Below are 24612 nucleotides of genomic sequence, written 5' to 3'. Positions count from 1 at the left end.
ATCGTGTCCGCGACAACCGCTGCGCCCACGACCACCGCCGCGCCACCGGTCGCCGCACCCGGCTCGCGCGTCCGCCAGGGCGCCCTCGCCGGGCTCGCCGGCGGTGTCGTGTTCGGGCTGCTGATGGCCGGGATGGGCACGCTGCCCCTGGTCGGCCTGCTGATCGGGGTCGACAACGCCCTCGTGGGCTTCGTCGTGCACCTGGCGATCTCGGCCCTCGCCGGCTCGCTGTTCGGCTCGCTGAGCGGCCGGCTGCCCGATGCCGTCGTGCCCGTCTACGGCCTGAGCCTGCTCTACGGGGCCGCGTGGTGGGTCGTGGGCGCGCTGGTGGTCATGCCGCTGTGGTTGGGCGTCACGGCCGACCCCGCCATGAGCGGGATGGTGCTCGTCGTCGGCGACGCCCAGTGGGTCAGCCTGTTCGGGCACGTGTTCTTCGGCCTGGCTACCGGCGGCACGCTGCTCGCCCTGCGCGGCCATGCCCGGTAGCGGCGGCGCCCGACCCGGGGAGGTGTGACCGCCGTGGCACACATCGACCTGGGCGTGGACGAGGAGGAGTACCCGGGCATCGCGGGCCTGCTGCACTACCGGCCGGAGACCGCCAAGCCGCTCAACGAGCTGGCCGAGGTCCTGCTGCGCGGGCCGAGTTCGCTGTCGCGGGGCGAGCGCGAGCTGATCGCCGCGCGCGTGTCCGGCCTCAACGAGTGCTCGTTCTGCCGCGACTCGCACTCGGCGTTCGCCGCCGCCCAGCTGGACGGGGGAGCGGACCTGGTCGGGCTCGTGCGGGCCGACCCCGCCACCGCGCCGATCGGCGGCAAGCTGCGGGCGCTGCTGGGCATCGCGGACGCCGTGCGGCGGTCCGGCCGCGAGGTGACCGCCGGGCTGGTCGAGGCCGCGAGGGCGGCGGGCGCGACCGACCTGGAGATCCACGACACCGTGCTCATCGCGGCGGCGTTCTGCATGTACAACCGGTACGTCGACGGCCTGGGCACGATCCGGCCGGACGACCCCTCCGCCTACGAGGGCGTCGCGCGCAACGTCGTCGCGAACGGTTACCTCTGGTCGTAACGCGGCCCTCCTCGACCCACCGTCCTCATGGGACGGTGGGCTTTTTCTTGCCCGCTGCCGGGTCCACCGCCGCCGGGCCGGTAGGCAACCTGGGAGATGTGCCCGACGCCGGCTCACGTCAGGGTTGTGGGTGCGACGGGTGGCCAACCCCGGCGCGGACCGCCGGGACGAGCGGGAGACGTGTGCAGTTCACCGTACCGAGGAGCGCAGATGACGATCACCGAGTCGCCGGCGCGGCAGGACATCGTCCGCCGGGCGACGGAGCTGGTGGACCTGGTCCGCGGGCACGCCGCGTGGATGGAGGAGAACCGCCTCCTGCACCCGGAGGTGCTGGAGGCGGTCGACGGTGCCGGCCTGCTGAAGCTGCGGGTGCCGGTGCGCTACGGCGGCTACGAGTCGGACATGGCCACCGTGGTCGACGTCATCGCCGAGCTGTCCCGCGGTGACGGCTCCCTCGGCTGGGTGTTCAACGCCTGGATGAACGGCTGCTGGCTGGCCGGGCTGCTCCCGGACGAGGCCCAGGACGACATCTACCCCGACATGGGCGGGGTGGGCATCGGCCTGAGCGTCAGCCCCACCGGCGTCGCGGTGCCCGCCCGGGGCGGCGTGGTGCTCAACGGCAAGTGGGCGTTCTGCTCGGGCATCCTGCACGGCGGCTGGTTCGCCCACTCCGCCGTGCTGGCGCACGAGGACGGCGCGCGGGAGCCGATCACCGTCCTGGTCCGCGCCTCGGAGCTGACCGTCGTCGACGACTGGCACACCGCCGGTCTGCGGGCCACGGGCAGCGTCACCACGCTGGCCGAGGACCTGTTCGTCCCCGACCGGCGGGTGATCCGGATGGTCCCGCTGCTGACCGCGGGCGAGCACCGGTCGCGGCTCAACGCGGGTTCGCCGGTCTGGCGGGCGCCGTTCTCGCCGGCCGCCTCCGCGGTGGGCAGCGCGCCGGCGCTGGGCGTGGCGCGGGCGGCGTGGGACCTGTTCTTCGAGCGCCTGCCCGGTCGCAAGATCACCTTCACGCGCTACGAGCGCCAGGAGGAGGCGCCCCTGACCCACCTCCAGGTGGCGGAGGCGGCGATGAAGATCGACGAGTCCGCGTTCCACGTGCACCGCGTGGCCGAGCGCGTGGACGCCAAGACGCTGGCCGGCGAGGGGTGGAGCACGGAGGAGAGGGCGGTGTCGCGGATGGACATGGGGGCGGCCACCCAGCTGGCCAAGGAGGCCGTGGACGTGCTCAAGACCGCCAGCGGCGGGTCCTCGATCTACTCGCACGTGCCGATCCAGCGGATCGAGCGGGACGTCCTCGCCATCAACCTGCACGGTGTCCTGCACCCGAACACGAACCTGGAGCTCTACGGCCGCGTCCGCTGCGGCCTGGAGCCCAACACCGACCTCATCTAGGCCCTCAAGGAGCGAAGAAAGCGATGGTGCCGACCGTGGAAAGTTCTACGCGAGAGCAACTGGTGAACCGCGTGGCCGAGCTCGTGCCGGTCCTCCGCGAGAAGGCGGCCTGGATGGAGGAGAACCGGCGCCTGCACCCCGAGGCGATCGACCTGCTCGCCGAGGCCGGCCTGTTCAAGCTGCGCCGCCCCAAGCGGTACGGCGGGTACGAGATCGACACCAGGACCCTGGTCGACATCGGCGCCCAGCTCGCCCGCGCGGACGGGTCGCTGTCCTGGACGATCGGCGTGTACTGGACCCCGACCTACATCACCGGCATGTTCCCGGACGAGGCCCAGGACGAGGTGTTCGCCACCGAGGACGTCCGGGTGTGCGGGTCCAGCACCCCGAGCGTCATGGCCGCCCCGGTGGACGGCGGCATCGTGCTCAACGGCCCGTCGAAGTTCGCCAGCGGCGCGCTGCACGCGCACTGGCAGGAGGTGGCGGCGATCCTGATCCGCCCGGACGCCGAGCCCGAGCCGATCATGGCCCTGGTGCCGATGTCGGACCTGGAGCTGGTCGACGACTGGCACACCTCCGGCCTGAAGGCCACCGGCAGCATCACCACGCTGGCCAAGGACGTGTTCGTGCCGCAGCACCGGGTCATCCCGATGGCCGCGGCCATGGTCCCGCAGTCGCTGTCGCGGGCGAACGCCGACTCGCCGATGTACCGCACGCCGACCTCGCTGGTGGCCGCGGCGTCCGGCGCGGGCACCCCGATCGGCCTGGCCGAGGCGGCGCTGGAGGTCTTCCTGGAGCGCCTGCCCGACCGCAAGATCACCTACACCTTCTACGAGAAGCAGGGCGAGGCGCCGATCACGCACGTGCAGGTCGGCACGGCCAAGCTGAAGATCGACGCGGCCCGGTTCCACGCCGAGCGGTGCGCCGCCGTGGTGGACGAGAAGTGCCTCAACGGCGAGCCCTGGAAGCTGGAGGAGCGGACCCAGGTCCGCGTCGACTGGGGCCAGGCGGCCAAGCTCGCCAAGGAGGCCGTGGACATCCTGTTCTCGGCCAGCGGCGGCAGCGCCATCTTCGACCGGAAGAGCCCGCTGCCCCGGATCGTCAACGACATGAACGCGGTGAACCTGCACGCCCTGATCAACCCGGACACCAACACCGAGACCTACGGCCGCGTCCTGTGCGGCCTGGAGCCCAACACCGTCTACATCTAGCCGACCGCGGGAGGGGTGCCCGGGTCCCGACCCGGGCACCCCTCCCGCGCGCGTCCGCTCGGCGGGCGCGGGAGGACGAAGGGGAGCACGGCATGAAGGTCTTCATCACCGGGGCGAGCGGCTACATCGGCGGCGTGGTCGCCGAGCACCTGCTCGCGGCCGGCCACCACGTCGCCGCGCTCGCCCGGTCGGCGGGGGCGGCGGAGCGGGTCGGCGCGCTGGGCGCGGAGGTCGTGCGCGGCGGGCTGGCCGACCTGGACGTGCTGCGCGGTGCGGCGGCCGGGGCCGACGCCGTGGTGCACGCCGCGGTCGACTACGCCGAACCGGCGATGCGCGCGGTCGAGGAGCCCGCGCTCGGCGCGCTCCTGGGCGCGCTGGACGGCGGGCGCGGGTTCGTCTACGCGAGCACCGCGCTGGTCTACCCCGATGCGGTGGCCGGGCCGCCCGCCGAGGACGACGCCGTGGACGAGGGCTCGCCCCAGGTGTTCAAGCTGCACGGGGAGCGGCAGGTGCTGGCCGCCGGTGACGTGACCGCGACGGTGCTGCGCGGCGGGCTCGTGCACGGTCGGGGCGGGTCGGCGCTGGTGTCGGCGATGATCGCGGTGTCCCGGCGGCTCGGTGTCGCGCCGTACGTGGAGCCGGGGGAGAACCTGTGGTCGCCGGTACACGTCGACGACCTGGCCCGGCTGTACGTGGCGGCGCTGGAGCGGCCGGTCGGCGGCGTGTTCAACGCGGCCTCGCGGGCGCTGCCGCGGGTGCGGGACCTGGCAGAGGCGATCGCCGAGCTGACGGGCGCGGACCGCGGGCCGCTGGGGGCGGACGCGGCGGCGCGGGCGTTCGGGCCGCTGGCGGGGGTGCTGGGGCGCAACATCACGCTCGACCCGACCCGCGCCGAGGAGGCGTTCGGCTGGCGGACCCGGGAGGTGGGGGTGCTGGAGGACGTCGTGCGCGGGTCCTACCGGGACCTCGGCTGAGGGGACCGGCCGCACCGGCGGCGCGTCGTGCGGGCGGCGCGCCGTCTTCCCGCGTCGCCCGGGGCCGGTGGTGAGGGGTGGGCCCGGCGGTGGGTGCGTCCAGAGCGGGAGCGGTCGCGCGGGCCCGGGCGTGGTCGGGCTCAGGCGCTGTCGGCGGTCGCCTTCCCCGCCGGCCGGTCGAGGTGGCGTTCCCGCAGGTCCTCCATGACGGCCTGCCACATCGGGGGTCCGCCCTCGTGCAGCCGCTCGGCCCGCACGCGCAGCTCCGGGGTCGTGGGGCGGTGCTGCAGCCCCCACCAGCCCAGCTCGGCCAGCACGGGCACCAGCGCGATGGACGCCTCGGTGAGGCTGTAGGTCGCGCGCCTGCCCGCGCCGGGGTCGTCGTGGGTGAGCAGGCCCGCGGCGACGAGGTTGCGCAGGCGGCTCGCGAGGATGTTGGACGCGATGCCCTCTTCGGACTCCCGTTGCAGCGCCCGGAAGTGGCGGCGGTCCGCGAACATGATGTCGCGCAGCACGATGAGCGTCCACCGGTCGCCCAGGACCTCGACCGCGGCGTTGACGGGGCAGCCCGATCGTGGTTCGTCGATCATGACCACCTCCAGCTGGTTGCAGTTTACCACCACCCTGCTACGGTACAAGCGGTTGCTGAATGCAAGCGGTTGTCCGGAACTCCGCTGAGCACTTTGGGAGATGCTCCCGCTGCGGGTTCCTCCCAGACTCGACGGCAGTCAAGGAAGGTGCACATGAGTGACGGGCAGACGGTGTTGAGCCGCGGCAGGGCGAACGTCGTCCTGGCGACGCTGTTCGTGGGTTCGTTCGTGCTGGGTTCGGCCGAACTGCTCATGGTCGGCGTGCTCAACCTCATCGCCGACGACCTGGACGTCTCCATCCCGACCGCCGGCACGCTGGTCACCGCCTACGCGCTGGGCGTGGCCATCGGCGGCCCGCTGCTGACCGCGCTCACCATCAGGTTCGACAAGCGGCTCATCCTGCTCGGCTCGGCCCTGCTGTTCGCCCTGGGCAACCTGGTCCCGGTGCTGACCGGCAGCTTCGTGCCCTTCGTCGTGGTGCGGGCGGTCACCGGCTCGCTGCACGGCCTGTTCGTCGCGGTCGCCTTCCTGGTGGCCATGGCGGTCGTGCCGCCCGACCGCGCGGGCCGGGCGATCTCGGTGGTGTTCTCCGGGTTCGCCGTGTCCGCCGCGGCGGGCGTGCCGCTGGGCACCCTGGTCGGCCAGGCGCTGAGCTGGCGCGACTCGTTCGTCGCGATCGTCGTGCTCTGCGCGCTCGTGTGCGCGGTGGTCGCGGCGACCGTGCCCTCGCTGCCCGCCACCGGCGAGGCCGGCGCGGGCGACCAGGCCCGGCACGCCTTCGCCCCGCGCGTGCTGGCCGTGCTGGGCCTGGGCCTGCTGATGTTCGCCTCGCTGTACTCGGCGCTGACCTACATCGTGCCGTTCCTGGAGGGGGTCACCGGCGTCACCGGGGCGCTGCTCAGCGTGTTCCTGCTGGCCTACGGCGTGTCCACCGCGGTGGGCTCGTTCGGCGGCGGCCGGTTCGCCGACAGCGGCGGCGCGCCGCGCGCCATGCTCGTCGGGTGCGTCGGCGCGACCGCCTCGATGGTGGTGCTGCTGGTCGGCGGCTCGATCGCCGCCGTGGTGATCCTCGCGCTGCTGGTCTGGGGCATGTTCGCGCTCGGCGCGGTGCCCGCGTTCCAGTACCGCGTGCTGGAGCTGGCGGGCCCGGGCAGCCGGCTGGCCTCGTCGCTGCCCGCCTCGGCCGCCAACGCGGGCATCGCGCTGGGCTCGGTCATCGGCGGCGCGGCCATCGGCGCCGCGGGCGGCTCCGGCGTCTCCAGCGCCGTGGTCGCGGGCATCGTCGTCGGCGTCATCACGATCCCGATCGCCTGGGCCACCGGCTTCCTCAGGCGACCGGCGGCCGACGGGGCGGCGGAACCGGCACCGGCCGCGTAGCCCGACCCCCGCGGGTCGCGCGGCGCCGAGGTCGTCCACCAACGCCCCGAATTCCACTGCCAACGAGGGCCCGGGCGGACCGACCGCCCGGGCTCCCACGGGAAAGGGTCTGTTGTGGACAGAGCAGAGCTGCGGGTCGGCCTCGTCGGCTACGCGTTCATGGGCACCGCGCACTCGCTGGCGTGGCGGACGGTCAACAAGGTGTTCGACCTCCCGCTGCGCGCCCGCACCGTCGCGATCTGCGGTCGCGACGAGGGCAACGTCGCCGCGGCCGCCGACCGGCTGGGCTGGGAGGAGCACCTGACCGACTGGCGCGAGCTCGTGGCCCGCGACGACATCGACGTGATCGACGTCTGCACGCCCGGCGACCTGCACGCCGAGATCTCCACCGCCGCGCTCGCCGCGGGCAAGCACGTGCTGTGCGAGAAGCCGCTCGCCAACACCGCCGACGAGGCCCGCGCCATGGCCGACGCGGCGGCCCGCGCCGCCGCGTCCGGCGTCCGCTCGGCCTGCGGCTACAACTACCGCCGGTTCCCGGCCGTCGCCCTGATGCGGCAGCTCGTCGCCGACGGCCGGCTCGGCACGATCCGGCACGTGCGCGCGGTCTACCTCCAGGACTGGGTCGCCGACCCCGGCATCCCGCTGCTGTGGCGGCTGGAGAAGGACCGGGCCGGCTCCGGCGCGCTGGGCGACATCGGCGCGCACATCGTCGACCTGACCCAGTACGTGACCGGGCAGCGGATCACCGGCGTGAGCGCCCTGACCGAGACGTTCGTCAAGGAGCGCCCGCTGCTGACCAGCACCCCGGACAACCCGGAGTTCGGGCCGGTCACCGTGGACGACGCCGTCCTGTTCACCGCCCGGCTGGACGGCGGCGCGGTCGCCACCTACGAGGCGACCCGCTTCGCCACCGGCCGCAAGAACGCCCTGCGGGTCGAGGTCAACGGCTCGCTCGGCTCGGTCGCGTTCGACCTGGAGCGCCTGAACGAGCTGGAGTTCCACGACGCCGCCGCGCCCCGGTCCGAGGGCGGCTTCCGCCGCATCCTGGCCACCGAGCCGGACCACGCGTACATGTCCGCGTGGTGGCCGTCGGGCTGCGCCCTGGGCTACGAGCACAGCTTCACCCACGAGCTGCGCGACTTCATCGCCGCCGTGGCCGCGGGGGAGGACCCGACCCCGTCCTTCGCCGACGCGCTCCAGGTCCAGCTGGTGCTCGACGCGGTCGAGCGGTCGGCCGGCCGGGAGTCGACCTGGACCAAGGTGGAAGCCTGACGCCGCGCTGACCGTCCCGGCACGGCGTCCCCCGGCCGTGCCGGGACTTCGGCGTGCCCGCGGGGACCACTGTGGACGGTGCCCGGCACAGGGCACGTTGGGACAAGCGCCGCGCGACCCGTCGGTGCCAGGATCGGTCCAGGGCGACCGCGAGAGCCGGACCGCCCGTTCGCGACCACCCGGTCGACCGCCACACAACCCCGTGTCCCGGCCCAGGCCGGGCGGACACCTTACGGAGCGCTCATGAACACCAGTGCCGCACCTTCGCGGGAGGAACTGATCGGCCGGGCGGCGGACCTGGCGCCCGTGTTCGCCAAGAACGCGATCTGGCAGGAGGAGAACCGCATCCTGCACGACGACACCATCGCGGCCCTCACCGAGGCCGGCCTGCTGCGGCTGACCCTCCCGACCCGGTACGGCGGCTACGAGGTCGACACGACCACCCTGGTCGACGTGCTCTCGGAGATCGCCAAGGGCGACGGCGCGGCCGGCTGGGTGAGCACGGTGTGGAACATCAGCACCTGGCTGACCTCGCTGTTCCCGGACGAGGTGCAGGACGAGGTGTTCGGGTCCGGCGACGTCCGGATCAGCGGTACCTTCGGCCCCACCGCGGTCGGCGTGCCCGTGGACGGCGGCATCGTCCTCAACGGCAGGTGGGTGTTCAACACCGGCGCCCGGCAGGCGACCTGGAACGCCCACGCCGCCGTCCTCGCCGCCGAGGGCGGGGAGCCGCAGCCGATCCTGGTGCTGGTGCCGATGGGGGACCTGGAGATCGTCGACGACTGGTACTCCTCCGGGATGCGCGGCACGGGCAGCGTGTCGACGGTGGCGAAGGACGTGTTCGTGCCGGAGGCGCGCATCCTGCCGATGGTCCCGCTGTTCACCGAGGGCAGGCACCGGTCGGTGCTGAACGCCGCGTCGCCCCGGTGGCAGGTGCCGTTCATGCCGTGGGCGTGCGCGGTGGTCGCCGCGACGCCGTACGGCCTGGCCCGCGCCGCCGACGAGGCGTTCATGGAACGGCTGCCCACGCGCAAGATCACCTACACGGATTACGCGCACCAGGCCGACGCGCCGCTGACGCACATGCAGGTGGCCAAGGCCGCGCTGCGCGTCGACGAGGCCGGCTTCCACCTGCACCGCGCGGCGGCCCTGGTCGACGGCAAGGCGCCGGGCGCGCCGTGGTCGGTGAGGGAGCGGGTCACCGTGCGGCTGGACATGGGCGCCACGTGCCTGCGGGCGAAGGAGGCCGTGGACATCCTCACCAACGCCAGCGGTGGTTCGTCGGTGTACCAGACGGTGCCGATCCAGCGCATCGCCCGGGACATCCAGACCTCCAGCCTGCACTCGATCATGCAGCCGAACACGAACTTCGAGCTGTTCGGTCGAGTGGCCTGCGGGTTGGAGCCGAACACGCAGTTCCTCTGAGCGGGCGGGTCCGCCCCGGTCAGGGTCACTCGACCGGGGCGGCGGTCCGGGTGCGGTGGTCCGGAGGCGGCGGTCGAGGGGCGGTGGTCCGGGGGCGGCGGTCCAGGGGCGGTGGTCCAGGGGCGGTGGTCCAGGGGCGGTGGTCCGGGGGACGGCGGCCGGGGACCGTGGTCGAGGGCGGCGGTCAGGGGCCGCAGTCGAGAGGCGGGGCGTTCGGGGGCGGGTCGGACGGGGGCCGGAGGCCCGATCAGCCCGCGGCGCCGAAGGCGCGCCCGGTGGCGTCGGCCTGGGCCAGCCTGCGCAGCGCGGTGAGCGCCGCGTCGCCGAGCACCGTGCCGACCACCGCGCTCTCGGCGGCGTCGCTCCCGGTCCACCGCCCGGCCAGCGACTCGACCTCGGCCGCGGCCAGCTCCTCGCACGCGGCGGCGGACCGGTCCAGCAGCGCCGGGAAGTCGTCCTGCCCCAGCAGCGCGGCCGTCGTCAGGACGTGGGCCAGAGCCCGCGCGGCGGGGTGCGCGGTGTCCACCGCCCACCCGCGCCGGGCGATCAACCCCGCCACGGCGTCGTCGGCCCACCCGCGGTGGACACCACCCGTGCCCGCCGTCGCGGCCACCGCCTGTCGCCGCACCCGGCTCAGCACGGTGGCCACCCCGTCGCCGTCCGCGGCGGCCAGCACCTCGCGGACCGCGGCGAGCGACAGGCCGCCCACCTCGACCAGGGCTCGCACCAGGCGCAACCGGCGTTCGTGCGCCTCGTCGTAGCTCGCCTGGTTGCGGCCGGTGACGTCACCGGGGGCCAGCAGCCCTTCGCGCAGGTAGAACTTGATCGTCGGCACGCTCACGCCCGACCGGCGGCTCAGCTCCGCGATGCGCACCACGCCAGCGTGCGCGTCCCGGCGGCGCGCTGCTTCTCCCCGCGTGCTCGGCGACCGGCGTGCTCGGTGACCGCCGCGCCGGGCGACCGCTCGTGCCGGGTGGCCGACCGGGCCGGTGCGGGCCGGTGCGGGCCGCACCGGTGCGGTCCGGGCAGGGCACCGGTCACATCGGGCGCGGCCGGGACAGGTCGTACTCGTCGGGCAGGCGCATGCCCGGTCCGCCCGCGTGGAGGCCCAGCGGCCGGGCGCGGCCCTGGGGGCTCTCCCACGCCTCCTGCCGCCCGAGCGCGGTCAGGTCCAGGTACTGGTTGCCGCCGAGGAACTGCTCGATGCCGCGGCCGAACGTCGAGTACGTGTGGAACACCTCGTCGCCCACCTTCAGGAACGTGCTGATACCCGGCCACTCGCCGCGCATGTCCTCGCTCCACGGCTTGCCGGCCGCGGCCAGCTCCTCCTCCGTGCGGTGGTTCAACAGCACGGGCGCCACCCGGTCGTCGACGGTCGCGTGGAAGTCGTAGTTGAAGTCGCTGTCCCAGCTGGAGTACCACGGGAACGTCCAGCCCATCCGCTCCCGGAACGGCTCGATCTTCTCGTAGGGCGCGCGCGACACGCCCACGAGCGTGGTGTTGCGGACGTTCAGCTGGGTGAGCTTCGGGATGCCGTCGGCAATGGTGGAGCAGCTGGAGCAGGCGACGTCGCGCGGGTGCTCGACGCCGGCCTCGTCGATGTCGTAGGACCACATGAGGTGGTGCATGACGAGCTGGGGGCGGCCCTCGAACAGGTCGCCGAGGCCGACCTTCCCCTGCTGCCCGACGAACGCGTAGTCCTTGTCGACGCGCACCATCGGCAGCCGCCGCCGGTCGGCGTTGACCCGGTCCTGCGCCAGGGTCAGCTCCTTCTCCCTGTCCAGCAGCTCCTTGCGGGCCGCCAGCCACTCCTCGCGCGACACCACTTCGGGAAGGTTCGCCTTCGACGCCATCCGCTTCTCCCAACTGCTCTCATATTGCAATCGGTCATACCGTAGGAGAGACTGGTTCGGGAATGCAACCGGCGTGGCCGGTTCGAGTGACCGCGTGGGAGGGCGCCGTGCGCAAGGACGTGCGATCGGGCTGCCCGGTCAACCTGTCGCTGGAAATCCTGGGCGATCGCTGGACGCTCCTCGTCCTGCGCGACGTCGTGTTCGTCGGCGCCCGGCACTTCCGCGAGCTGCTGGCGGGTCCGGAGCGGATTTCCTCGAACATCCTGGCCGACCGGCTCGCCTCGCTCGTCGGGCACGGCCTGCTCGCTCGGTCCGGCGACCCCGGGCACAAGCAGAAGGTCACCTACTCGCTGACCGAGCGGGCGGTCCAGCTCGTCCCGCTGATCGTGCAGCTCGGCTCCTGGGGGCTGCGCCACCTGCCGGTCACCGACGAGTACGCCGCCCGCATCCGCGTGCTCGACAGCGGCGGACCGGCGCTGTTGGACGAGTTCATGGACGAGCTGCGCGAGGAGCACATCGGGCCGCACGCGCGGTTGCGGCCGGCCGCGGGCGGACCGAGCGTCCGGTCCCGGATGGAGGCGGCCCGCGTCGAGGCCCTCGCGGCGACGGCCGGCTGACGCCCGGGCCCTCCGGGTGGACGCCGCCCCGATCGGCGCACCCCGTCGACTGCGGAGCCCCGCAGTGGGCGCCGCCCCTCAAGTACCTCATTCCACCAGGGGGGTCAAGCGCACTTTCGAAGAAGCGACCGCCCGGTCGCGGTCGTAGCCTCCTGGTCAATCCTGAGGCGGCAAGGGGGCGCGCATGAGTGGCCAGGTGCTTTCCGGGCAGCCTCGACCCGACAACGGGAACGCCGCGGCGGGAGTCGTGCCGAGACAGCGGGCGAAACGGGCGGTCCACTCGAAACGGACCCGCCCGGTGCGCGGCCAGGGGGCCCGCGCCACCGCGACCGTCGAGGTCGTCATCCCGGTCCACAACGAGGAGCGCGCCCTGCCGGGCTGCGTGGCGGTGCTGCACGGGTACCTGGCCGAGCGGCTGCCGTTCGACTGGCTGATCACCATCGTGGACAACGCCAGCACCGACCGCACCGCCGGCGTCGCGAGAGGACTCGCGCGGCGGTGGCGCGGCGTGCGGGTGCTGGTCCTGGACGCCCGGGGCAAGGGCCGCGCGGTGCGCACGGCTTGGGCGCGCAGCCGGGCCGACGTGGTCGTCTACATGGACGTCGACCTGTCCACCGGCCTGAACGCGCTGCCACCGATGGTGGCGTCGCTGGTCGCGGGCCACTCCGACCTCGCCATCGGCTCCCGGCTCGCGCCGGGGGCGCGCACGGTCCGCGGCCCCAAGCGCGAGCTGATGTCCCGCGCCTACAACGCGCTGCTGCGGCTGACCCACCGCACCCGGTTCCGCGACGCGCAGTGCGGCTTCAAGGCCGCCCGCACCGAGGTGATCCGACCGCTGCTGGCTCGCGCCCAGGACGACACCTGGTTCTTCGACACCGAACTGCTGCTGCTGGCCGAGCACAACGGGCTGCGCGTGCTGGAGGTGCCGGTGGACTGGGTCGAGGACGTGGACAGCCGGGTCGACGTCACCGGCACCGTCGCGACCAACCTGCGCGGCCTCGTCCGGCTCGCCCGCGCCAAGGCGTCCGGCGCGGCGCGCATCGCCGAGCTGCCCTTCCGGCCGGAGCCCCGGCCGATCCACCCCGACGCGGTGCTGTCCGTGCCCGGGATGCCCTACCTGCGCAACCTGCTGTCGTTCTGCCTGGTCGGCTCGGTGGCCACGCTGATGACCCTGGGACTGTTCACCGTGTTCCGGACGTGGTGGCCACCGCTGACCGCCAACCTCGTCGCGGTCACGCTGAGCGCGCTGTTCAACACCGGCGCCAACCTCCGGTTCACCCTCGACAGCCGGTCGAGCCGGCTGCCGCGGGTCCACGTCCAGGTGCTCGTGGTGTTCGGCCTGTACTGCGGGTTCACCTCCGGCGCGCTGGTCGCGCTGCACGCGACGGTGCCCGCCCCGGCCCGCTGGGTCGAGCTGGCCGTGCTCGTCGGCTCGTCCGCCGTCGGCACCCTCGGGCGCTTCGCCCTGCTCAGCTCGTGGGTCTTCCGGGCGCGCCCGGAAACCGCGCCCGTCGCACCGCTACCCCAGGAGGTCCCGGCATGAGCACGACAGCGGCGCCAGCGCCCGCCCAGGACACCCGCGCCCGGTTCCCCGCGAGAGCGGCCTGCGCCGCGCTCGCCGTCGCCACCGCCGTGACCGCGGTCGTGCTGGTCGCCCTGGCCTTCGAGAACACCATCCCGTTCCCGATCATGGCCAACGACTTCGCCGCCTTCCGGGTGGGCGGCGAGGCCGTGCTCCGGGGCGCCTCGCCGTTCGAGGTCGCGACGGGCGACGGCTACCAGTTCCTCTACCCGCCGTTCGCCGCCCTGGTGCTCGCCCCGCTCGGGCTGGTGGGCTTCGAGACCGGGTTCGCGCTGTGGACCTTCGCCACCGTGATCGCCCTGGAGGTCTCGGTGTGGCTCGCGCTCGGGCTGCTCGCGCCCGGGTCGCGACTGCGGCGCGCCCGCTTCACCGTGCTGGTCGTGGTCGCCGCGATCCCCACCACGCCGGTGCTCTACCTGCTGGGCTTCGGCCAGATCAACGTCTTCCTCATGCTCCTGTGCCTGCTCGACCTGGCCCGGCGGCCCGGCCGCTTCCAGGGCGTCGCCCTCGGCATCGCCGCGGGCATCAAGCTGACGCCGCTGATCTTCATCGCCTACTTCCTGCTCACCCGCCGCACGAGGGCCGCGGTCGTGTCCGCCGCCACGTTCGCGGGCACCCTGGTCGTCGGGTTCGTGGCGCTGCCCGGCGCGTCGGTGAGCTTCTGGACCGAGCACTTCATGAACACCGACCGCATGGTGCCGCCCGGCGCGGCGCCGTTCATCCAGTCGATGCGCGGCATCCTGGCCCAGCTGCCCGGGTTCCTCGCCGCGCAGTGGGTGTGGCTGCTGCTCGCGCTCGTGGTCGGCGCGTTCGGCCTGATCGTCTCGGCGTGGGCGAGCCGCCGGGGGAGGGAGGCGGCCGGCGTCCTGGCGTGCGCGGTGACCGGGCTGCTGATCTCGCCGATCTCTTGGCCCCAGCACTGGGTCTGGGTCGTGCCGGGCCTGGCCCTGTGGCTGTGGTGGGCGCGGGAGCGCGGCGGCGCGGCGCACTCGGTGGGCGCGCTCGTCTCGTGGCTGGTCCTGGTCGCCACCGCCGCCCTGATGTTCCCCACGCCGATCGGCATGGGCGTCGTGATCCCGCCGGTGGCGGAGATCGTGTTCCTCGGCAGCCTCCAGGTGCTGGGCGGCCTGGCCTTCCTCGTCGCCCTCGCGGCGGCCCTGCGGCAGCGGGACCGGCTCCCCGAAGCGTTGATCCCGTCCTCGTGACCGCGCGGCGCCCCGGCCGGCACGGTGGTGCCGGCCGGGCCCGCCCCGACGCGGCGGCACGACCGGCGAGCCGCGCGGGTCGCCGCTGATCGGCGCGGGCAGCGCACCACCTTCTTCGAGGAGGCACGAGGTGTACGACCCCGACACCGCCAACATCGCCCGCATCTACGACTACTACCTGGGCGGGGCGTTCAACCTGCCCGCCGACCGCGCCCGCGCGACCCGCATCCAGTCCACCCTGCCCAGCATGGAGATGCTCGCCCGGTTCAACCGCGGCTTCCTGCGCCGCTCCGTGGCGTTCATGCTGGACCGGGGCATCACGCAGTTCCTCGACCTCGGCTCCGGCCTGCCCACGGCCGGCAACACCCACGAGGTCGCCCAGGCGCGCTCGCCGGAGGCCAGGGTCGTCTACGTCGACCACGACCCGGTCGCGGTCCACCACGGCGAGCGCATCCTCGACGGCAACCCGAACGCGGCGATGGTCGGGGCCGACGCCCGCCGGCCCGCGGAGCTGCTCGCCGACCCGCGCGTGCTCGACCTGATCGACCTCGACCGGCCGCTGGGCCTGGTGATGACCGGGGTGATGGTGTTCGTGGGTCCCCACGAGGACCCGGTGGGCATGGTGAAGGGCTACCGCGACCGCGTCGCGCCGGGCAGCGTCGTCGCCCTGTCCCACCTCACCGACGAGCGGGCCGAGGGGGAGGCGAAGGCCCAGATCCACGCCATGATCGAGGCGTACAAAGGGGTCGTCGAGCAGCTCTACGTCCGCGACCGGGCGGAGGTCGAGGCGCTGTTCGAGGGGATGGAGCTGGTCGAGCCCGGGGTGGCCCTGATGCCCGAGTGGCGCGCCCGCCCCGACGCGGACATCCCCACGGGCAGCCCGGCCCACCACCTCGGCTACGGGGCCGTGGGCGTGGTCGGCTGAGGTCCTCCGGCGGTGCGAGGAAACCGGTCGGGGAACACCCGGCCGGCTCCTTCGCGGACTTCGCGGCGGGTCAGTGCCTGTGTCCGAGCTTGGCCGGACGGTGAGGCTTTGGTGCGCAGGCAGGGGAACTCCTGGTAGATCGGACGGTGTCCATGCGCCGTTCCGCCAGGAGTTCCGTGCGGTCGACAACGGCCGCATCGAGGCCGACCGGTTACGGGTCGCGCTGGCCGGGATGCCGCTGCCGCGCGCCGCGGACCGCATGATCCCGGGATGGCCGTACTCGTTCGTGGCCGCGCTGGAGACCGGCGGCACCTCGTGGACCGCCCTGCTGGACGCGATCCGTCTCCCGCCCGGCGCGGACCTCGCCGCGGTCACCGTCGCCCAGCTGCGCGGGGTGGTCGAACGACTCGTCGCCGCCGGCCAGTGGAACCCGGGCGATCCGGAGATCCTGGTGGTGCTCGACGCCGGCTACGGCAACGCCTGGATCGACCACACCGCGCCACTGCCGATCGTCGAGGGCACCGTGATCCGCCTGACGGTGGAGCGCCTGCCCTCCGGCGGGGTGAACAAACCGGTCTGGCTGTGGTGCTCCGATCCCGACTCCGGCCCCGTCGAGGTCGACCGCCGGTGGCAGGTGTTCCTGCGCCGCTTCGACGTCGAACACACCTTCCGTCTGCTCAAACAGACCCTCGGCTGGATCAGACCCCGACTGCGCAGCCCCGAGGCCGCCGACCGCTGACCCCCGCGGCGGGGACGCCGCCGACCACCGGCGTCCTCACACGGCCCGCAGCCGACACGTCACCCCCAGTGCGTGCGATCTGGTTCGACTTCCTCCGTTCACCAAGGGTTCACCCGCCCATGCCCCGTTCGAGCGTCAAACGAGTCGAACGGGGTGCAAGATCACGAGCGACTGGGGACGAGGGGGTAGGCCGTGAAGCGCCGGTTGTCCATCGGCTTGGCCGTGGTGCTGTTGCTCGCCGTCGTGGCGGTGGTGGTCTGGGGACGTGGCGACGACCAGCCCCAGGACCAGCTCACCACCGTGCGGGGCGTGATCGGCTCCGAGAAGCAGGCGTTCTTCACCGACCCGCGCGTGGTCGAGGCATTCGCCAAGCACAAGCTCAAGGTCGAGGTCGACACCGCCGGCTCCCGCCAGATCGCCACCACCGTCGACCTGGGCAAGTACGAGTTCGCCTTCCCCTCCTCCTCACCCGCCGCGCAGAAGATCCAGCGCGACCGCAAGGTCACCACGGTGCACACGCCGTTCCAGTCGCCGATGGCGGTCGCGACCTTCGAGCCCATCGTGCAGCTCCTGGAAGCCGACGGCGCGGTGCGCGAGGGCGCGGGCGGCTACCAGGTGCTCGACATCGCCAAGTACCTGGAACTGTCGGACAAGCGCTGGGACCAGCTGCCGGGCAACACCGCCTACCCGGCCCGCAAGAACGTCCTGATCACCACCACCGACCCGCGCGAGTCCAACTCGGCCGCCATGTACCTGGCGATCGTGTCGTTCGTGGCCAACGACAACGCGGTGGTCAGCAGCGCCGAGCAGGAGGCGAAGGTGCTGCCGCGCATCTCGAAGCTGTTCCTCGACCAGGGCTACACCCAGAACAGCACCGAGGGCCCGTTCGAGGACTACCTGTCCGCCGGCATGGGCAAGACCCCGATGGCGCTGGTCTACGAGTCGCAGTACGTGGACCGCCTGATCCGGGCCGACGGCTCGATCCGCCCGGACATGCGCATGCTCTACACGGCCCCGACCGTGTACTCCAAGCACACGCTGATCCCGTTGTCCCCCAACGGTGACCGCGTCGGCCAGCTGCTGGCCACGGACCCGGACCTGGGTCGTCTCGCCGCGACCTTCGGGTTCCGCACCACCGACCCGAAGCTGTTCGCCGAGGTCGCGCGGGACAAGGCGCCGGCGGACCTGATCGACGCGGTCGAGCCGCCGTCGTTCGAGACGCTCGAACGGCTGCTCGACGAGGTGAAGAAGCAGTACTGACATGACCGAGCAGCCCATCGAACCGGTCACCGCCGAGCACGCCGCAGGACTGGTCGCGCTCGACCCGCAGACCCGGGCCGACATCGCCCGCCGGGCCGCCGGGTTCGCCGAGCAACTGCAGGCACTCGACGTCCGGTCACCGCACTTCGCCGACCGGCTGGAGGAACTGCTGGCCGTCGGCGAGGCGGACATGCGCACGGCCGCCGGCGTCGCCCGCACCCTCCTCGACCGCGCGGTCACCGAGCACGCCACCCCGCGCAACCCGATCACCACCACCCTCGCCGGCCTGCGCCGCACGGTCGACGGGCTCGACCCGGCGAAGCTGCCGCTCACCGGCCGCAAGCTGCTGGGCGTGTTCCCGGCGGCCGGGGCGGCGAAGAAGGCACTGGACCGCTACCGCGCCGCCCACGAACCCGTCCAGGCGCTGGTGCTGGAACTGCGGCAGCGCCAGGACGCCCTGCGCCGCGACAACGCCGCCGTGAAGGGCGAGCGGGAGCGGCTGTGGCAGGCGATGACCCGGCTGGCCGAGGCCGCCGCGTTCGCCGGTGCGGTGGACGCGGCGGTCGAGCGGCAGGCCGACGTGTTCGACCTGACCGACCCGGGCCGCGCCCGGACCCTGCGCGCCGACGCCCTGCACCCGATCCGCCGGCGCCACCAGGACCTGCTCACCCAGCTGGCCGTCAGCGCCCAGGGCTACCTCGCCCTGGACCTGGTGCGCCGCAACAACGACGAGCTGATCCGGGGCGTCGAGCGCGCGGTGACCACCACCATGACCGCGCTGCGCACCGCGCTGGTCATCGCCTCCGCCCTGGCCAACCAGCGGGACGTGCTGGACGAGGTGGCCGCGCTGCGCGCCACCACCGACGGCCTGATCCGCGCCACCACCGAGCTGATCGGCTTGCAGGGCGCGGAGATCCAGCGCGCGTCCAGCGACCCGGCGGTGGCCGCGGAGACCATCCGGGCGTCGTTCGACCGGATCTACGCCGCCCTGGACGCCGTGGACGGCCACCGGGCCGAAGCGGTGCGGGCGATGGCCGCGACCGTGGAGTCGCTGTCGGGGGAGATCCGCCGCGCCGAGGACCACCTGCGGCGCTCGCACGAGGGGGACCGATGAGGAAGGCACTGGTGCTGCTGCTGGCCGCGGGGCTGCTGGCGGCGTGCACGGACGACGACGCGAACCCCGGACAGCCGGTCGGCCCGGCCGAACCGGGCACGCTGCGGGTCCTGGCGGGCAGCGAGCTGGCCGACATGCAGCCCCTGTTGGAGGAGGCGGCCGAGGCGACCGGCGTGAGCGTGAAGTTCACCTTCACCGGCACGTTGGAGGGTGCGGAGTCGCTGGCCTCCGGCGCGGCGGACGGCGCCTACGACGCCGTGTGGTTCTCCTCCAACCGGTACCCGGCGGCAATCCCCGAGGCCGCCAGGCGCCTGGGCAACCAGGTCAAGATCATGGCCTCGCCCGTGGTGCTGGGCCTGTCCACCTCCGCCGCGCGGCGGCTCGGCTTCGCGGACCGCCCGGTCGGGTGGGCCGAGATCGCCGAGAAGGCCGGGCAGAAGGCGTTCACCTACGGCATGACCGACCCGTCCGCGTCGAACTCCGGGTTCTCCGCCCTGGTCGGCGTGGCCTCCGCGCTGGCCGGCGCGGGCACCGCGGTGGACGCGAACCAGGTCGCCGCCGTGACGCCGAGGCTGACCGGGTTCTTCAGCGCCCAGGCCCTCTCCTCCGGGTCGTCGGGCTGGCTGTCCGAGGCGTTCCGGAAGCGCGCGCAGGACCCCGGAACGAGGATCGACGGCCTGATCAACTACGAGTCCGTGCTGCTGTCGCTCAACGCCTCCGGCGGCCTGTCCGAGCCGCTGACGATCATCCACCCCAGCGACGGCGTGGTCACCGCCGACTACCCGCTCACCCTGCTCACCGGCGCCGACGACGACGCCCGCGCGGCCCACCAGCGGCTCACCGACCACCTGCGCACGCCGGACGTGCAGCGCCGGATCGCCGAGACCACCCACCGCCGCCCGGTCGCGCCCGGCGTGGAACCCGGCGCCCAGTTCACCGCCAAGGACCTGGTGGAACTGCCGTTCCCGGCCACCCGCGACGCCGTGGACGCCCTGTTGTCGGCGTACTTCAACAAGATCCGCCGCCCGTCGCGCACCTTGTACGTGGTGGACACGTCCGGTTCGATGGCGGGGGAGCGGATCGAAGCGCTGCGCGCCTCCCTGGTCGGCCTGACCGGCGCGGACTCCTCGCTCACCGGCCGCTTCCGCGGCTTCCGCAACCGCGAGGAGGTGACGATCATGCCGTTCAACACCACCCCGCAGCAGCCGCGCACGTTCGTCGTCCCCGAGCAGGACCCGCAGGCGGTGCTGGACGAGATCAAGACCTTCGCCGGCGGCCTGCAGGCGGGCGGTGGCACCGCCGTCTACGACAGCCTCGACCGCGCGTACGAGGTGCTGGAACCGCTGCAGGCCGCGGACCCCGACCGGTTCCACTCGATCGTGCTGATGACCGACGGCGAGAACGCCGACGGCAGCGACTTCTCCCAGTTCCAGAGCGGCTTCTCCCGCGTGCCCGCGCGGGTCCGGGGGGTGCCGGTGTTCACCGTGCTGTTCGGCGAGGGCAGCAGCGACGAGCTGGGCCGGGTCGCGGACATGACCGGCGGCAAGGTCTTCGACGCCCGCTCCACGCAGCTCACCGACGTGTTCAAGGAGATCCGCGGCTACCAATGATCCGCTACCTGGGCTCGACCAAGAACCTGGTCGGCTGCGTCGGCGGCCTGCTGGGCGTGGCCCTGCACCTGACCGGCGTGGTCGGCTCGTGGTGGCCCGCGGTGGTCGCGGGCCTGTACGGGGTCGGCGCGCTGCTCGCCCCGCCGGAGAAGGTCCACCTGGTGCCGGTCGACGCCACCACCGAGGCGGGCGAGGTGCGCCGGGACCTCGCCACCCTGGTCCACGACGTGACCGCGCGGGGCTCCCGCATGCCCGCGTCCACCGCGGACACCGTGCGCCGGGTCGCCGAGGTGCTGGACGACATGCTGGGCAAGCCCCAACGCCTGGCCGGCGACCCCGACGTCCGCCACGACCTGATCCGCCTGGCCCGCACGGACCTGCCGCTGTCCGTGCAGACCTACCTGAACCTGCCGTGGTGGCTGTCGGCGCAACGCGGCGCGGCCGACGAGCTGGTCACCCAGCTGGAACTGCTGGAGGGCCGGGCCCGCCGGCTGGCCGAGCGCTTCTACGCCTCGGACGTGCACCGCCAGAGCGACCACGGCCGGTACCTGCGCGACCAGCAGGAGTAGCCCTCACCCCGGGACGGCGTCGGCGGACGGGAACAGGTGCGTGAGCCCGTGCCCCAGGCCCGGCACCGGCACGCCGTACTCGGCCACCAGCGCGCCCGGGTCGTCGTGCGTCGCGACGACGGCGGCCTCGAACGGTGCCCAGGCCCCGGCCGTCCCGGTGTCCGCGCCGACGACTCGCGCGGCCCGCTCGACCACGTGGATCACGCCCTCCCAGTACGGCAGGTGGGCACGCAGCAGCAGGTGGTCCGGCCCGCCCCGCCACACCTCCAGCACGCCGGGCGAGCCGTCCAGGCTGACCGTGCGCCGGTAGACACCGCCCACAACGGTCTCGACACCCGGGATCGCCCTCTTTCGCAACTGATCCAGCACCACCGCCCAGTCGTAGCCCGGCACGACCGGAACCCGGACCGTCAACCCGCCGTCGAGCACCACCCGGTCGGCCTTGCGCCGCCGCGCGCGCAGGACCGTCGGCGCTTCCCGGAAGACCTCGCGCATGGCCCGGTTGAACTGCCGCAGGCTGCCGAACCCGGAGGCGAACGCGATCTCCGCGACGGTCAGGTCGGTGTCGTCCAGCAGCCGCCGCGCGAAGTGCGCCCGCCGGGACCGGGCGAACTGGTCGGGGGTCGCGCCCAGGTGGGTGTGGAACAGCCTGCGCAGGTGCCGGGCGGAGACCCCCAGCCGGGTGGCCAGCTCGACCTCGGTGCCCTCGTCCAGCGCGCCTCCGATGATGTGCTGGACCGCCGCGCACACCAGTTCCGGCGCGTCCGGCAGGGGGCCGGCCACCCGGTAGGGGCGGCAGCGCAGGCAGGCGCGGAAGCCGTTCGCCTCGGCGGCGGCGGGCAGGGTGAACGTGCGGACGTTCTCCGCCTTGGGTTTCGCCCCGCAACCCGGGCGGCAGTAGATGCCGGTGGTCACCACGGCCGAGTACGTCGTCACCGCTCCAGGTCTAGCCGAGCCGCCACCGCCCCGCCGGCCGTTTTCGGACCTCGGCGACCGTTTCGGACCTCGGCGGACGGTGATGTCCAAATCCGGCCGGACAACGCCCGCCCCTCCGGCGAAGCTGGTGCCCGCACGACGGAGAAGATCGTTCAAGGGGAGTCGGGAAGATGTCTCAGCAGGACAAGGCGAAGGCGTTCCGCGAGTTGCACACCGGCCCGGTGCTGGTGCTGCCGAACGCGTGGGACGCGGCCTCCGCCCGGTTGGTCGAGCACGCGGGCGCGGCGGCGGTCGCCACCACCAGCGCGGGGGTGTCGTGGAGCCTGGGCGCGGCCGACGGGGGTCACCTGGACCGCGAGCCGGCGGTGCGGGCGGTGGAACGGGTGGTGCGGGCGGTGTCGGTGCCGGTGACCGCGGACGTCGAGGGCGGGTTCGACGACCCGGCGCGCACGGTCCGCGAGGTGCTGGCCGCCGGGGTCGTGGGCATCAACATCGAGGACAGCGCCGCCGGCCGGCTGCTGGACGTCGCCGACCACGCCGCCCGCCTGCGCGTGGTGCGGCAGGCGGCGCAGGACGCGGGCGTGGACCTGTTCGTCAACGCCCGCGTCGACGTCTACTTCTTCGGCGACCGCGCGGTGGACACCGTCCTGCGCCGCGCGGAGGCGTTCCTGGCGGCCGGCGCGGACGGCGTGTTCGTGCCCGGCGTCACCGACCCGGACACCATCGCCGCCCTGGTTCGAGGCTTGGACGCCCCGCTCAACGTGATGGCCGGGCCGGGTGCGCCGTCGATCGCCGAGCTGGCCGCGCTGGGCGTGGCCCGGGTGAGCGTCGGCCAGGGCATCGCGGAGGCCGCGTACGGGGTGGCGCTGGAGGCGGCCCGCCGCGTGCTGGCCGACGAGGGCTACCCGTCCGGCGCGGTGGACTACGGCCGGATGAACGCCCTGCTCACCACTCCAGGAGCTTGACGAACGCGGCGAGGCCGGTCCGGGCGTCCAACACGACCCCCCGCCCGGCCGGGCGCGGACCTCCTGTCCGAACTCGCGGCGCAGACCGCTGCCGATCAGCGCGTTATCGAGATCACCGACATCGCGCACGCACAGCTCCCGGTAGAGCGGGACGAACGCGGACACCGGGCCGGGCATCACCGCACCTCCGGAACGGTCACGGACCGCGGGAAGTCGCCTGCCGCAGCGCGCCAGTGCCTGCTCGACGTGGCGGCGCGCAGGCGGGGTGGATCGGCACCGGTCGGCCGTAGCGGCGGCCCCACTGCCCGTCGACCAGGCCGTCGAGCCCGAGACCGAGCGCGTACGCGAATCCGATTTGATTCGCCGCGAGAAGTACCGCAGGCCCGTCCCGACACCGGCCCGCCCGAGGCGGTGGTCCAGGTCCGCTCGTGCGTTCCAGGTCAGGGATTGCCTGTAGGGCCTTGCGGAGGCAGGGACATCAGCGGGAACGGTGACTCCGGCTCCACCGAGGCGGTGCTGCCGGCCCGGAGCAGGAGGAAGGGGCGCTGCGGAACACCGGTGCCGGCCGCCTCCGCGCCCCTGCCACGTCGTGCGCCACGGGAGTCCTCTCCATCCGGGTCCCGATCCGGTGGTCGTCACCGTTCGGGGTTGATGTCGCCGGTGTCGGGTGCGAGGGGTGCCCGCCACGCCCGGACGCCGAGGTCGGTCGCGCCGAGGTCGGTCGCGCCGCGGTGCCACCGACCGTGTTGCCCGAACGTCCCTTCCCCGTCTTTGCCTGAACAGCACCTCCCGCCTCCGAAACAGATCTGCAAAACTGTCGAAAGTTTCTGCCCCGCAGTGCCTGTTCCGCCGCCTGGTCGACGAGGATCGAGGAGGAACGCGTGAAGAAGTCGTCCGGGGCCGTGGCGCCCCTGGCAACCGCCCTGCTGGTGACCGCCTTGCTCGCGGCACCACAGGCACACGCCGCCGCGTACACGCTCAAGGACGCGGCGGCGGCCACCGGCCGGGTCTTCGGCGCGGTGGTCCCGGCCGGCCTGCTCGGCGTCGCCGACTACACCAAGACGCTGGACCAGGAGTTCGGTCAGGTCACGCCCGAGAACGAGATGAAGTGGAACGTCGTCGAGCGGGTCCGGGGCAAGTTCGACTTCGCCGCCGCCGACCGCCTGGTCGACTACGCCGAGAGCCGGGGCATGGCGGTGCGCGGCAGCGTGCTGGCGTGGCACAGCCAGCTGCCCGGCTGGGTGGTCAACATCAGCTCGGGCGCCCGGCTGCTGACCGCGCTGCGCGAGCACATCGCCGGCGTCGCGGGCCACTTCCGCGGTCGGGTCGACTACTGGGACGTGGTCAACGAGGCGTTCGGCGACAGCGGGGCCCGGCGCAACTCGGTGTTCCAGGAGCGCATCGGCGACGGCTGGGTCGAGGAGGCGTTCCTCGCGGCCGAGGCCGCCGACCCCACCGCGAAGCTCTGCTACAACGACTACTACACCGACGGGTTCGGCCCGAAGTCCGACGCCGTGTACGACCTGGTGCGGGACTTCGTCGCGCGCGGCGTGCCGATCGACTGCGTCGGCTTCCAGGGGTACTTCAACAGCGATCACCGGGTGCCCGCGGACATGGCCGCGAACCTCCGGCGCTTCGCCGACCTCGGGGTGGACGTGCACCTGACCGAGCTGAACGTGACCGGTTCCGGTGAGAAGCAGGCCAAGGCGTACGCCGTGGCCGTCAGCGCGTGCCTGGCGGTGCCGCGCTGCACCGTGATCGCCGTGGGCGGCGTGACGGACAAGTACTACTGGAACGCCGCCAAGACGCCCCTGCTGATCGACGCCGACTACAGCCGCAAGCCGGCGTACTTCTCGGTGCTCGACGCGCTGAACGAGGCGGCCACGGGCTGGCGGTAGGCAAGGGCGGTCGTCGCGTGGTCCCGC

The 24612-nt window shown here is 73.4% G+C and carries 23 protein-coding genes; 19 read left to right on the top strand and 4 right to left on the bottom strand.

Features of this window, described 5'->3' with window-relative positions; genetic code table 11:
- The first annotated feature begins 3 nt into the window (after window positions 1–3).
- The 5 genes from EKG83_RS27955 to EKG83_RS27935 all read left to right on the top strand — a co-directional run bounded on the left by EKG83_RS27955 (window position 4) and on the right by EKG83_RS27935 (window position 4648).
- Entirely contained in the window at window positions 4–486 is a 483-nt protein-coding gene (locus EKG83_RS27955) for a hypothetical protein (RefSeq protein ID WP_033428993.1), read from the top strand.
- A 33-nt stretch (window positions 487–519) separates the two neighbouring features.
- Window positions 520–1065, top strand: a complete 546-nt coding sequence (locus EKG83_RS27950; RefSeq protein WP_033428994.1) for a carboxymuconolactone decarboxylase family protein — start codon at window positions 520–522, stop codon at window positions 1063–1065.
- A gap of 210 nt (window positions 1066–1275) precedes the next feature.
- Window positions 1276–2463, top strand: coding sequence for an acyl-CoA dehydrogenase family protein (locus EKG83_RS27945; protein WP_033428906.1), 1188 nt, complete (start codon window positions 1276–1278; stop codon window positions 2461–2463).
- A 71-nt stretch (window positions 2464–2534) separates the two neighbouring features.
- Window positions 2535–3674 carry an acyl-CoA dehydrogenase family protein gene (locus EKG83_RS27940; RefSeq protein ID WP_322746607.1) on the top strand — a complete coding sequence of 380 codons (1140 nt, stop codon included), beginning with the start codon at window positions 2535–2537 and terminating at the stop codon, window positions 3672–3674.
- A gap of 92 nt (window positions 3675–3766) precedes the next feature.
- Entirely contained in the window at window positions 3767–4648 is an 882-nt protein-coding gene (locus EKG83_RS27935) for an NAD-dependent epimerase/dehydratase family protein (RefSeq protein WP_033428908.1), read from the top strand.
- Between the two features lie 140 nt (window positions 4649–4788).
- Here the strand turns inward: EKG83_RS27935 and EKG83_RS27930 are convergent, their stop codons facing one another.
- Window positions 4789–5271 carry a winged helix-turn-helix transcriptional regulator gene (locus tag EKG83_RS27930; RefSeq protein ID WP_322746606.1) on the bottom strand — a complete coding sequence of 161 codons (483 nt, stop codon included), beginning with the start codon at window positions 5269–5271 and terminating at the stop codon, window positions 4789–4791.
- A 120-nt stretch (window positions 5272–5391) separates the two neighbouring features.
- Here EKG83_RS27930 and EKG83_RS27925 point away from each other — a divergent pair, with 120 nt between their 5' ends.
- The 3 genes from EKG83_RS27925 to EKG83_RS27915 all read left to right on the top strand — a co-directional run bounded on the left by EKG83_RS27925 (window position 5392) and on the right by EKG83_RS27915 (window position 9312).
- Complete coding sequence (locus EKG83_RS27925; protein ID WP_033428909.1) at window positions 5392–6615, top strand: MFS transporter; 1224 nt, start codon at window positions 5392–5394, stop codon at window positions 6613–6615.
- Between the two features lie 114 nt (window positions 6616–6729).
- A complete protein-coding gene (locus EKG83_RS27920) occupies window positions 6730–7887 on the top strand; it encodes a Gfo/Idh/MocA family protein (protein ID WP_033428910.1) in 1158 nt (385 codons plus the stop codon).
- A gap of 243 nt (window positions 7888–8130) precedes the next feature.
- The gene (locus EKG83_RS27915) at window positions 8131–9312 is read left to right on the top strand and encodes an acyl-CoA dehydrogenase family protein (protein WP_033428911.1); all 1182 of its coding nucleotides are present in this window, start codon (window positions 8131–8133) and stop codon (window positions 9310–9312) included.
- Window positions 9313–9559: 247 nt separating this feature from the next.
- On the opposite strand, the gene EKG83_RS27910 is transcribed toward EKG83_RS27915, so the two are convergent.
- Both EKG83_RS27910 and EKG83_RS27905 read right to left on the bottom strand, forming a co-directional pair.
- Window positions 9560–10186: a MerR family transcriptional regulator gene (locus EKG83_RS27910; protein WP_033428996.1), complete on the bottom strand. Its 627-nt coding sequence runs from the start codon at window positions 10184–10186 to the stop codon at window positions 9560–9562.
- 163 nt (window positions 10187–10349) lie between these two features.
- The gene (locus EKG83_RS27905; protein ID WP_033428913.1) at window positions 10350–11165 is read right to left on the bottom strand and encodes a DUF899 domain-containing protein; all 816 of its coding nucleotides are present in this window, start codon (window positions 11163–11165) and stop codon (window positions 10350–10352) included.
- Window positions 11166–11272: 107 nt separating this feature from the next.
- On the opposite strand from EKG83_RS27905, the gene EKG83_RS27900 reads away from it, so the two are divergent.
- The 9 genes from EKG83_RS27900 to EKG83_RS27860 all read left to right on the top strand — a co-directional run bounded on the left by EKG83_RS27900 (window position 11273) and on the right by EKG83_RS27860 (window position 20786).
- A complete protein-coding gene (locus tag EKG83_RS27900; protein WP_033428997.1) occupies window positions 11273–11782 on the top strand; it encodes a winged helix-turn-helix transcriptional regulator in 510 nt (169 codons plus the stop codon).
- A 298-nt stretch (window positions 11783–12080) separates the two neighbouring features.
- Window positions 12081–13325 carry a bifunctional glycosyltransferase family 2/GtrA family protein gene (locus tag EKG83_RS27895; protein ID WP_051764803.1) on the top strand — a complete coding sequence of 415 codons (1245 nt, stop codon included), beginning with the start codon at window positions 12081–12083 and terminating at the stop codon, window positions 13323–13325.
- Complete coding sequence (locus EKG83_RS27890) at window positions 13322–14569, top strand: glycosyltransferase 87 family protein (RefSeq protein ID WP_051764804.1); 1248 nt, start codon at window positions 13322–13324, stop codon at window positions 14567–14569. Before EKG83_RS27895 ends, EKG83_RS27890 begins: the two co-directional genes overlap by 4 nt.
- A 130-nt stretch (window positions 14570–14699) precedes the next feature.
- Window positions 14700–15494: an SAM-dependent methyltransferase gene (locus EKG83_RS27885; RefSeq protein WP_033428914.1), complete on the top strand. Its 795-nt coding sequence runs from the start codon at window positions 14700–14702 to the stop codon at window positions 15492–15494.
- Window positions 15495–15573: 79 nt separating this feature from the next.
- The gene (locus EKG83_RS27880; RefSeq protein WP_228122236.1) at window positions 15574–16233 is read left to right on the top strand and encodes a transposase; all 660 of its coding nucleotides are present in this window, start codon (window positions 15574–15576) and stop codon (window positions 16231–16233) included.
- Window positions 16234–16425: 192 nt separating this feature from the next.
- The gene (locus EKG83_RS27875; RefSeq protein WP_033428915.1) at window positions 16426–17493 is read left to right on the top strand and encodes a hypothetical protein; all 1068 of its coding nucleotides are present in this window, start codon (window positions 16426–16428) and stop codon (window positions 17491–17493) included.
- Window position 17494: 1 nt separating this feature from the next.
- Window positions 17495–18607, top strand: a complete 1113-nt coding sequence (locus tag EKG83_RS27870) for a toxic anion resistance protein (RefSeq protein WP_033428916.1) — start codon at window positions 17495–17497, stop codon at window positions 18605–18607.
- Window positions 18604–20217 carry a VWA domain-containing protein gene (locus EKG83_RS27865; RefSeq protein WP_033428917.1) on the top strand — a complete coding sequence of 538 codons (1614 nt, stop codon included), beginning with the start codon at window positions 18604–18606 and terminating at the stop codon, window positions 20215–20217. Before EKG83_RS27870 ends, EKG83_RS27865 begins: the two co-directional genes overlap by 4 nt.
- Window positions 20214–20786, top strand: a complete 573-nt coding sequence (locus tag EKG83_RS27860; RefSeq protein ID WP_033428918.1) for a hypothetical protein — start codon at window positions 20214–20216, stop codon at window positions 20784–20786. Before EKG83_RS27865 ends, EKG83_RS27860 begins: the two co-directional genes overlap by 4 nt.
- A 3-nt stretch (window positions 20787–20789) precedes the next feature.
- Here the strand turns inward: EKG83_RS27860 and EKG83_RS27855 are convergent, their stop codons facing one another.
- On the bottom strand, window positions 20790–21722 hold the full coding sequence (locus tag EKG83_RS27855; RefSeq protein WP_051764806.1) for a helix-turn-helix domain-containing protein: 933 nt from the start codon (window positions 21720–21722) through the stop codon (window positions 20790–20792).
- A 170-nt stretch (window positions 21723–21892) separates the two neighbouring features.
- Between EKG83_RS27855 and EKG83_RS27850 the strand changes: the two genes are divergently transcribed.
- Both EKG83_RS27850 and EKG83_RS27845 read left to right on the top strand, forming a co-directional pair.
- Entirely contained in the window at window positions 21893–22687 is a 795-nt protein-coding gene (locus EKG83_RS27850; RefSeq protein WP_033428919.1) for an isocitrate lyase/PEP mutase family protein, read from the top strand.
- 881 nt (window positions 22688–23568) lie between these two features.
- Complete coding sequence (locus EKG83_RS27845) at window positions 23569–24585, top strand: endo-1,4-beta-xylanase (RefSeq protein WP_051764808.1); 1017 nt, start codon at window positions 23569–23571, stop codon at window positions 24583–24585.
- The last annotated feature ends 27 nt before the right edge of the window (window positions 24586–24612 follow it).

Origin of the sequence: Saccharothrix syringae, from assembly GCF_009498035.1 — a bacterium.
In the GTDB taxonomy this organism is placed as follows: Bacteria; Actinomycetota; Actinomycetes; order Mycobacteriales; family Pseudonocardiaceae; genus Actinosynnema; species Actinosynnema syringae.
This window is presented reverse-complemented; position numbering and strand designations above follow the sequence as displayed.

What these genes read in the sequence shown, in the direction of transcription:
- EKG83_RS27870 (WP_033428916.1), top strand. Translation starts at nt 17,495, where the DNA reads ATGACCGAGCAGCCCATCGAACCGGTCACCGCCGAGCACGCCGCAGGA.
- EKG83_RS27915 (WP_033428911.1), top strand. Translation starts at nt 8,131, where the DNA reads ATGAACACCAGTGCCGCACCTTCGCGGGAGGAACTGATCGGCCGGGCG.
- EKG83_RS27925 (WP_033428909.1), top strand. Translation starts at nt 5,392, where the DNA reads ATGAGTGACGGGCAGACGGTGTTGAGCCGCGGCAGGGCGAACGTCGTC.
- EKG83_RS27905 (WP_033428913.1), bottom strand. Translation starts at nt 11,165, where the DNA reads ATGGCGTCGAAGGCGAACCTTCCCGAAGTGGTGTCGCGCGAGGAGTGG.
- EKG83_RS27945 (WP_033428906.1), top strand. Translation starts at nt 1,276, where the DNA reads ATGACGATCACCGAGTCGCCGGCGCGGCAGGACATCGTCCGCCGGGCG.
- EKG83_RS27865 (WP_033428917.1), top strand. Translation starts at nt 18,604, where the DNA reads ATGAGGAAGGCACTGGTGCTGCTGCTGGCCGCGGGGCTGCTGGCGGCG.
- EKG83_RS27890 (WP_051764804.1), top strand. Translation starts at nt 13,322, where the DNA reads ATGAGCACGACAGCGGCGCCAGCGCCCGCCCAGGACACCCGCGCCCGG.
- EKG83_RS27860 (WP_033428918.1), top strand. Translation starts at nt 20,214, where the DNA reads ATGATCCGCTACCTGGGCTCGACCAAGAACCTGGTCGGCTGCGTCGGC.
- EKG83_RS27850 (WP_033428919.1), top strand. Translation starts at nt 21,893, where the DNA reads ATGTCTCAGCAGGACAAGGCGAAGGCGTTCCGCGAGTTGCACACCGGC.
- EKG83_RS27935 (WP_033428908.1), top strand. Translation starts at nt 3,767, where the DNA reads ATGAAGGTCTTCATCACCGGGGCGAGCGGCTACATCGGCGGCGTGGTC.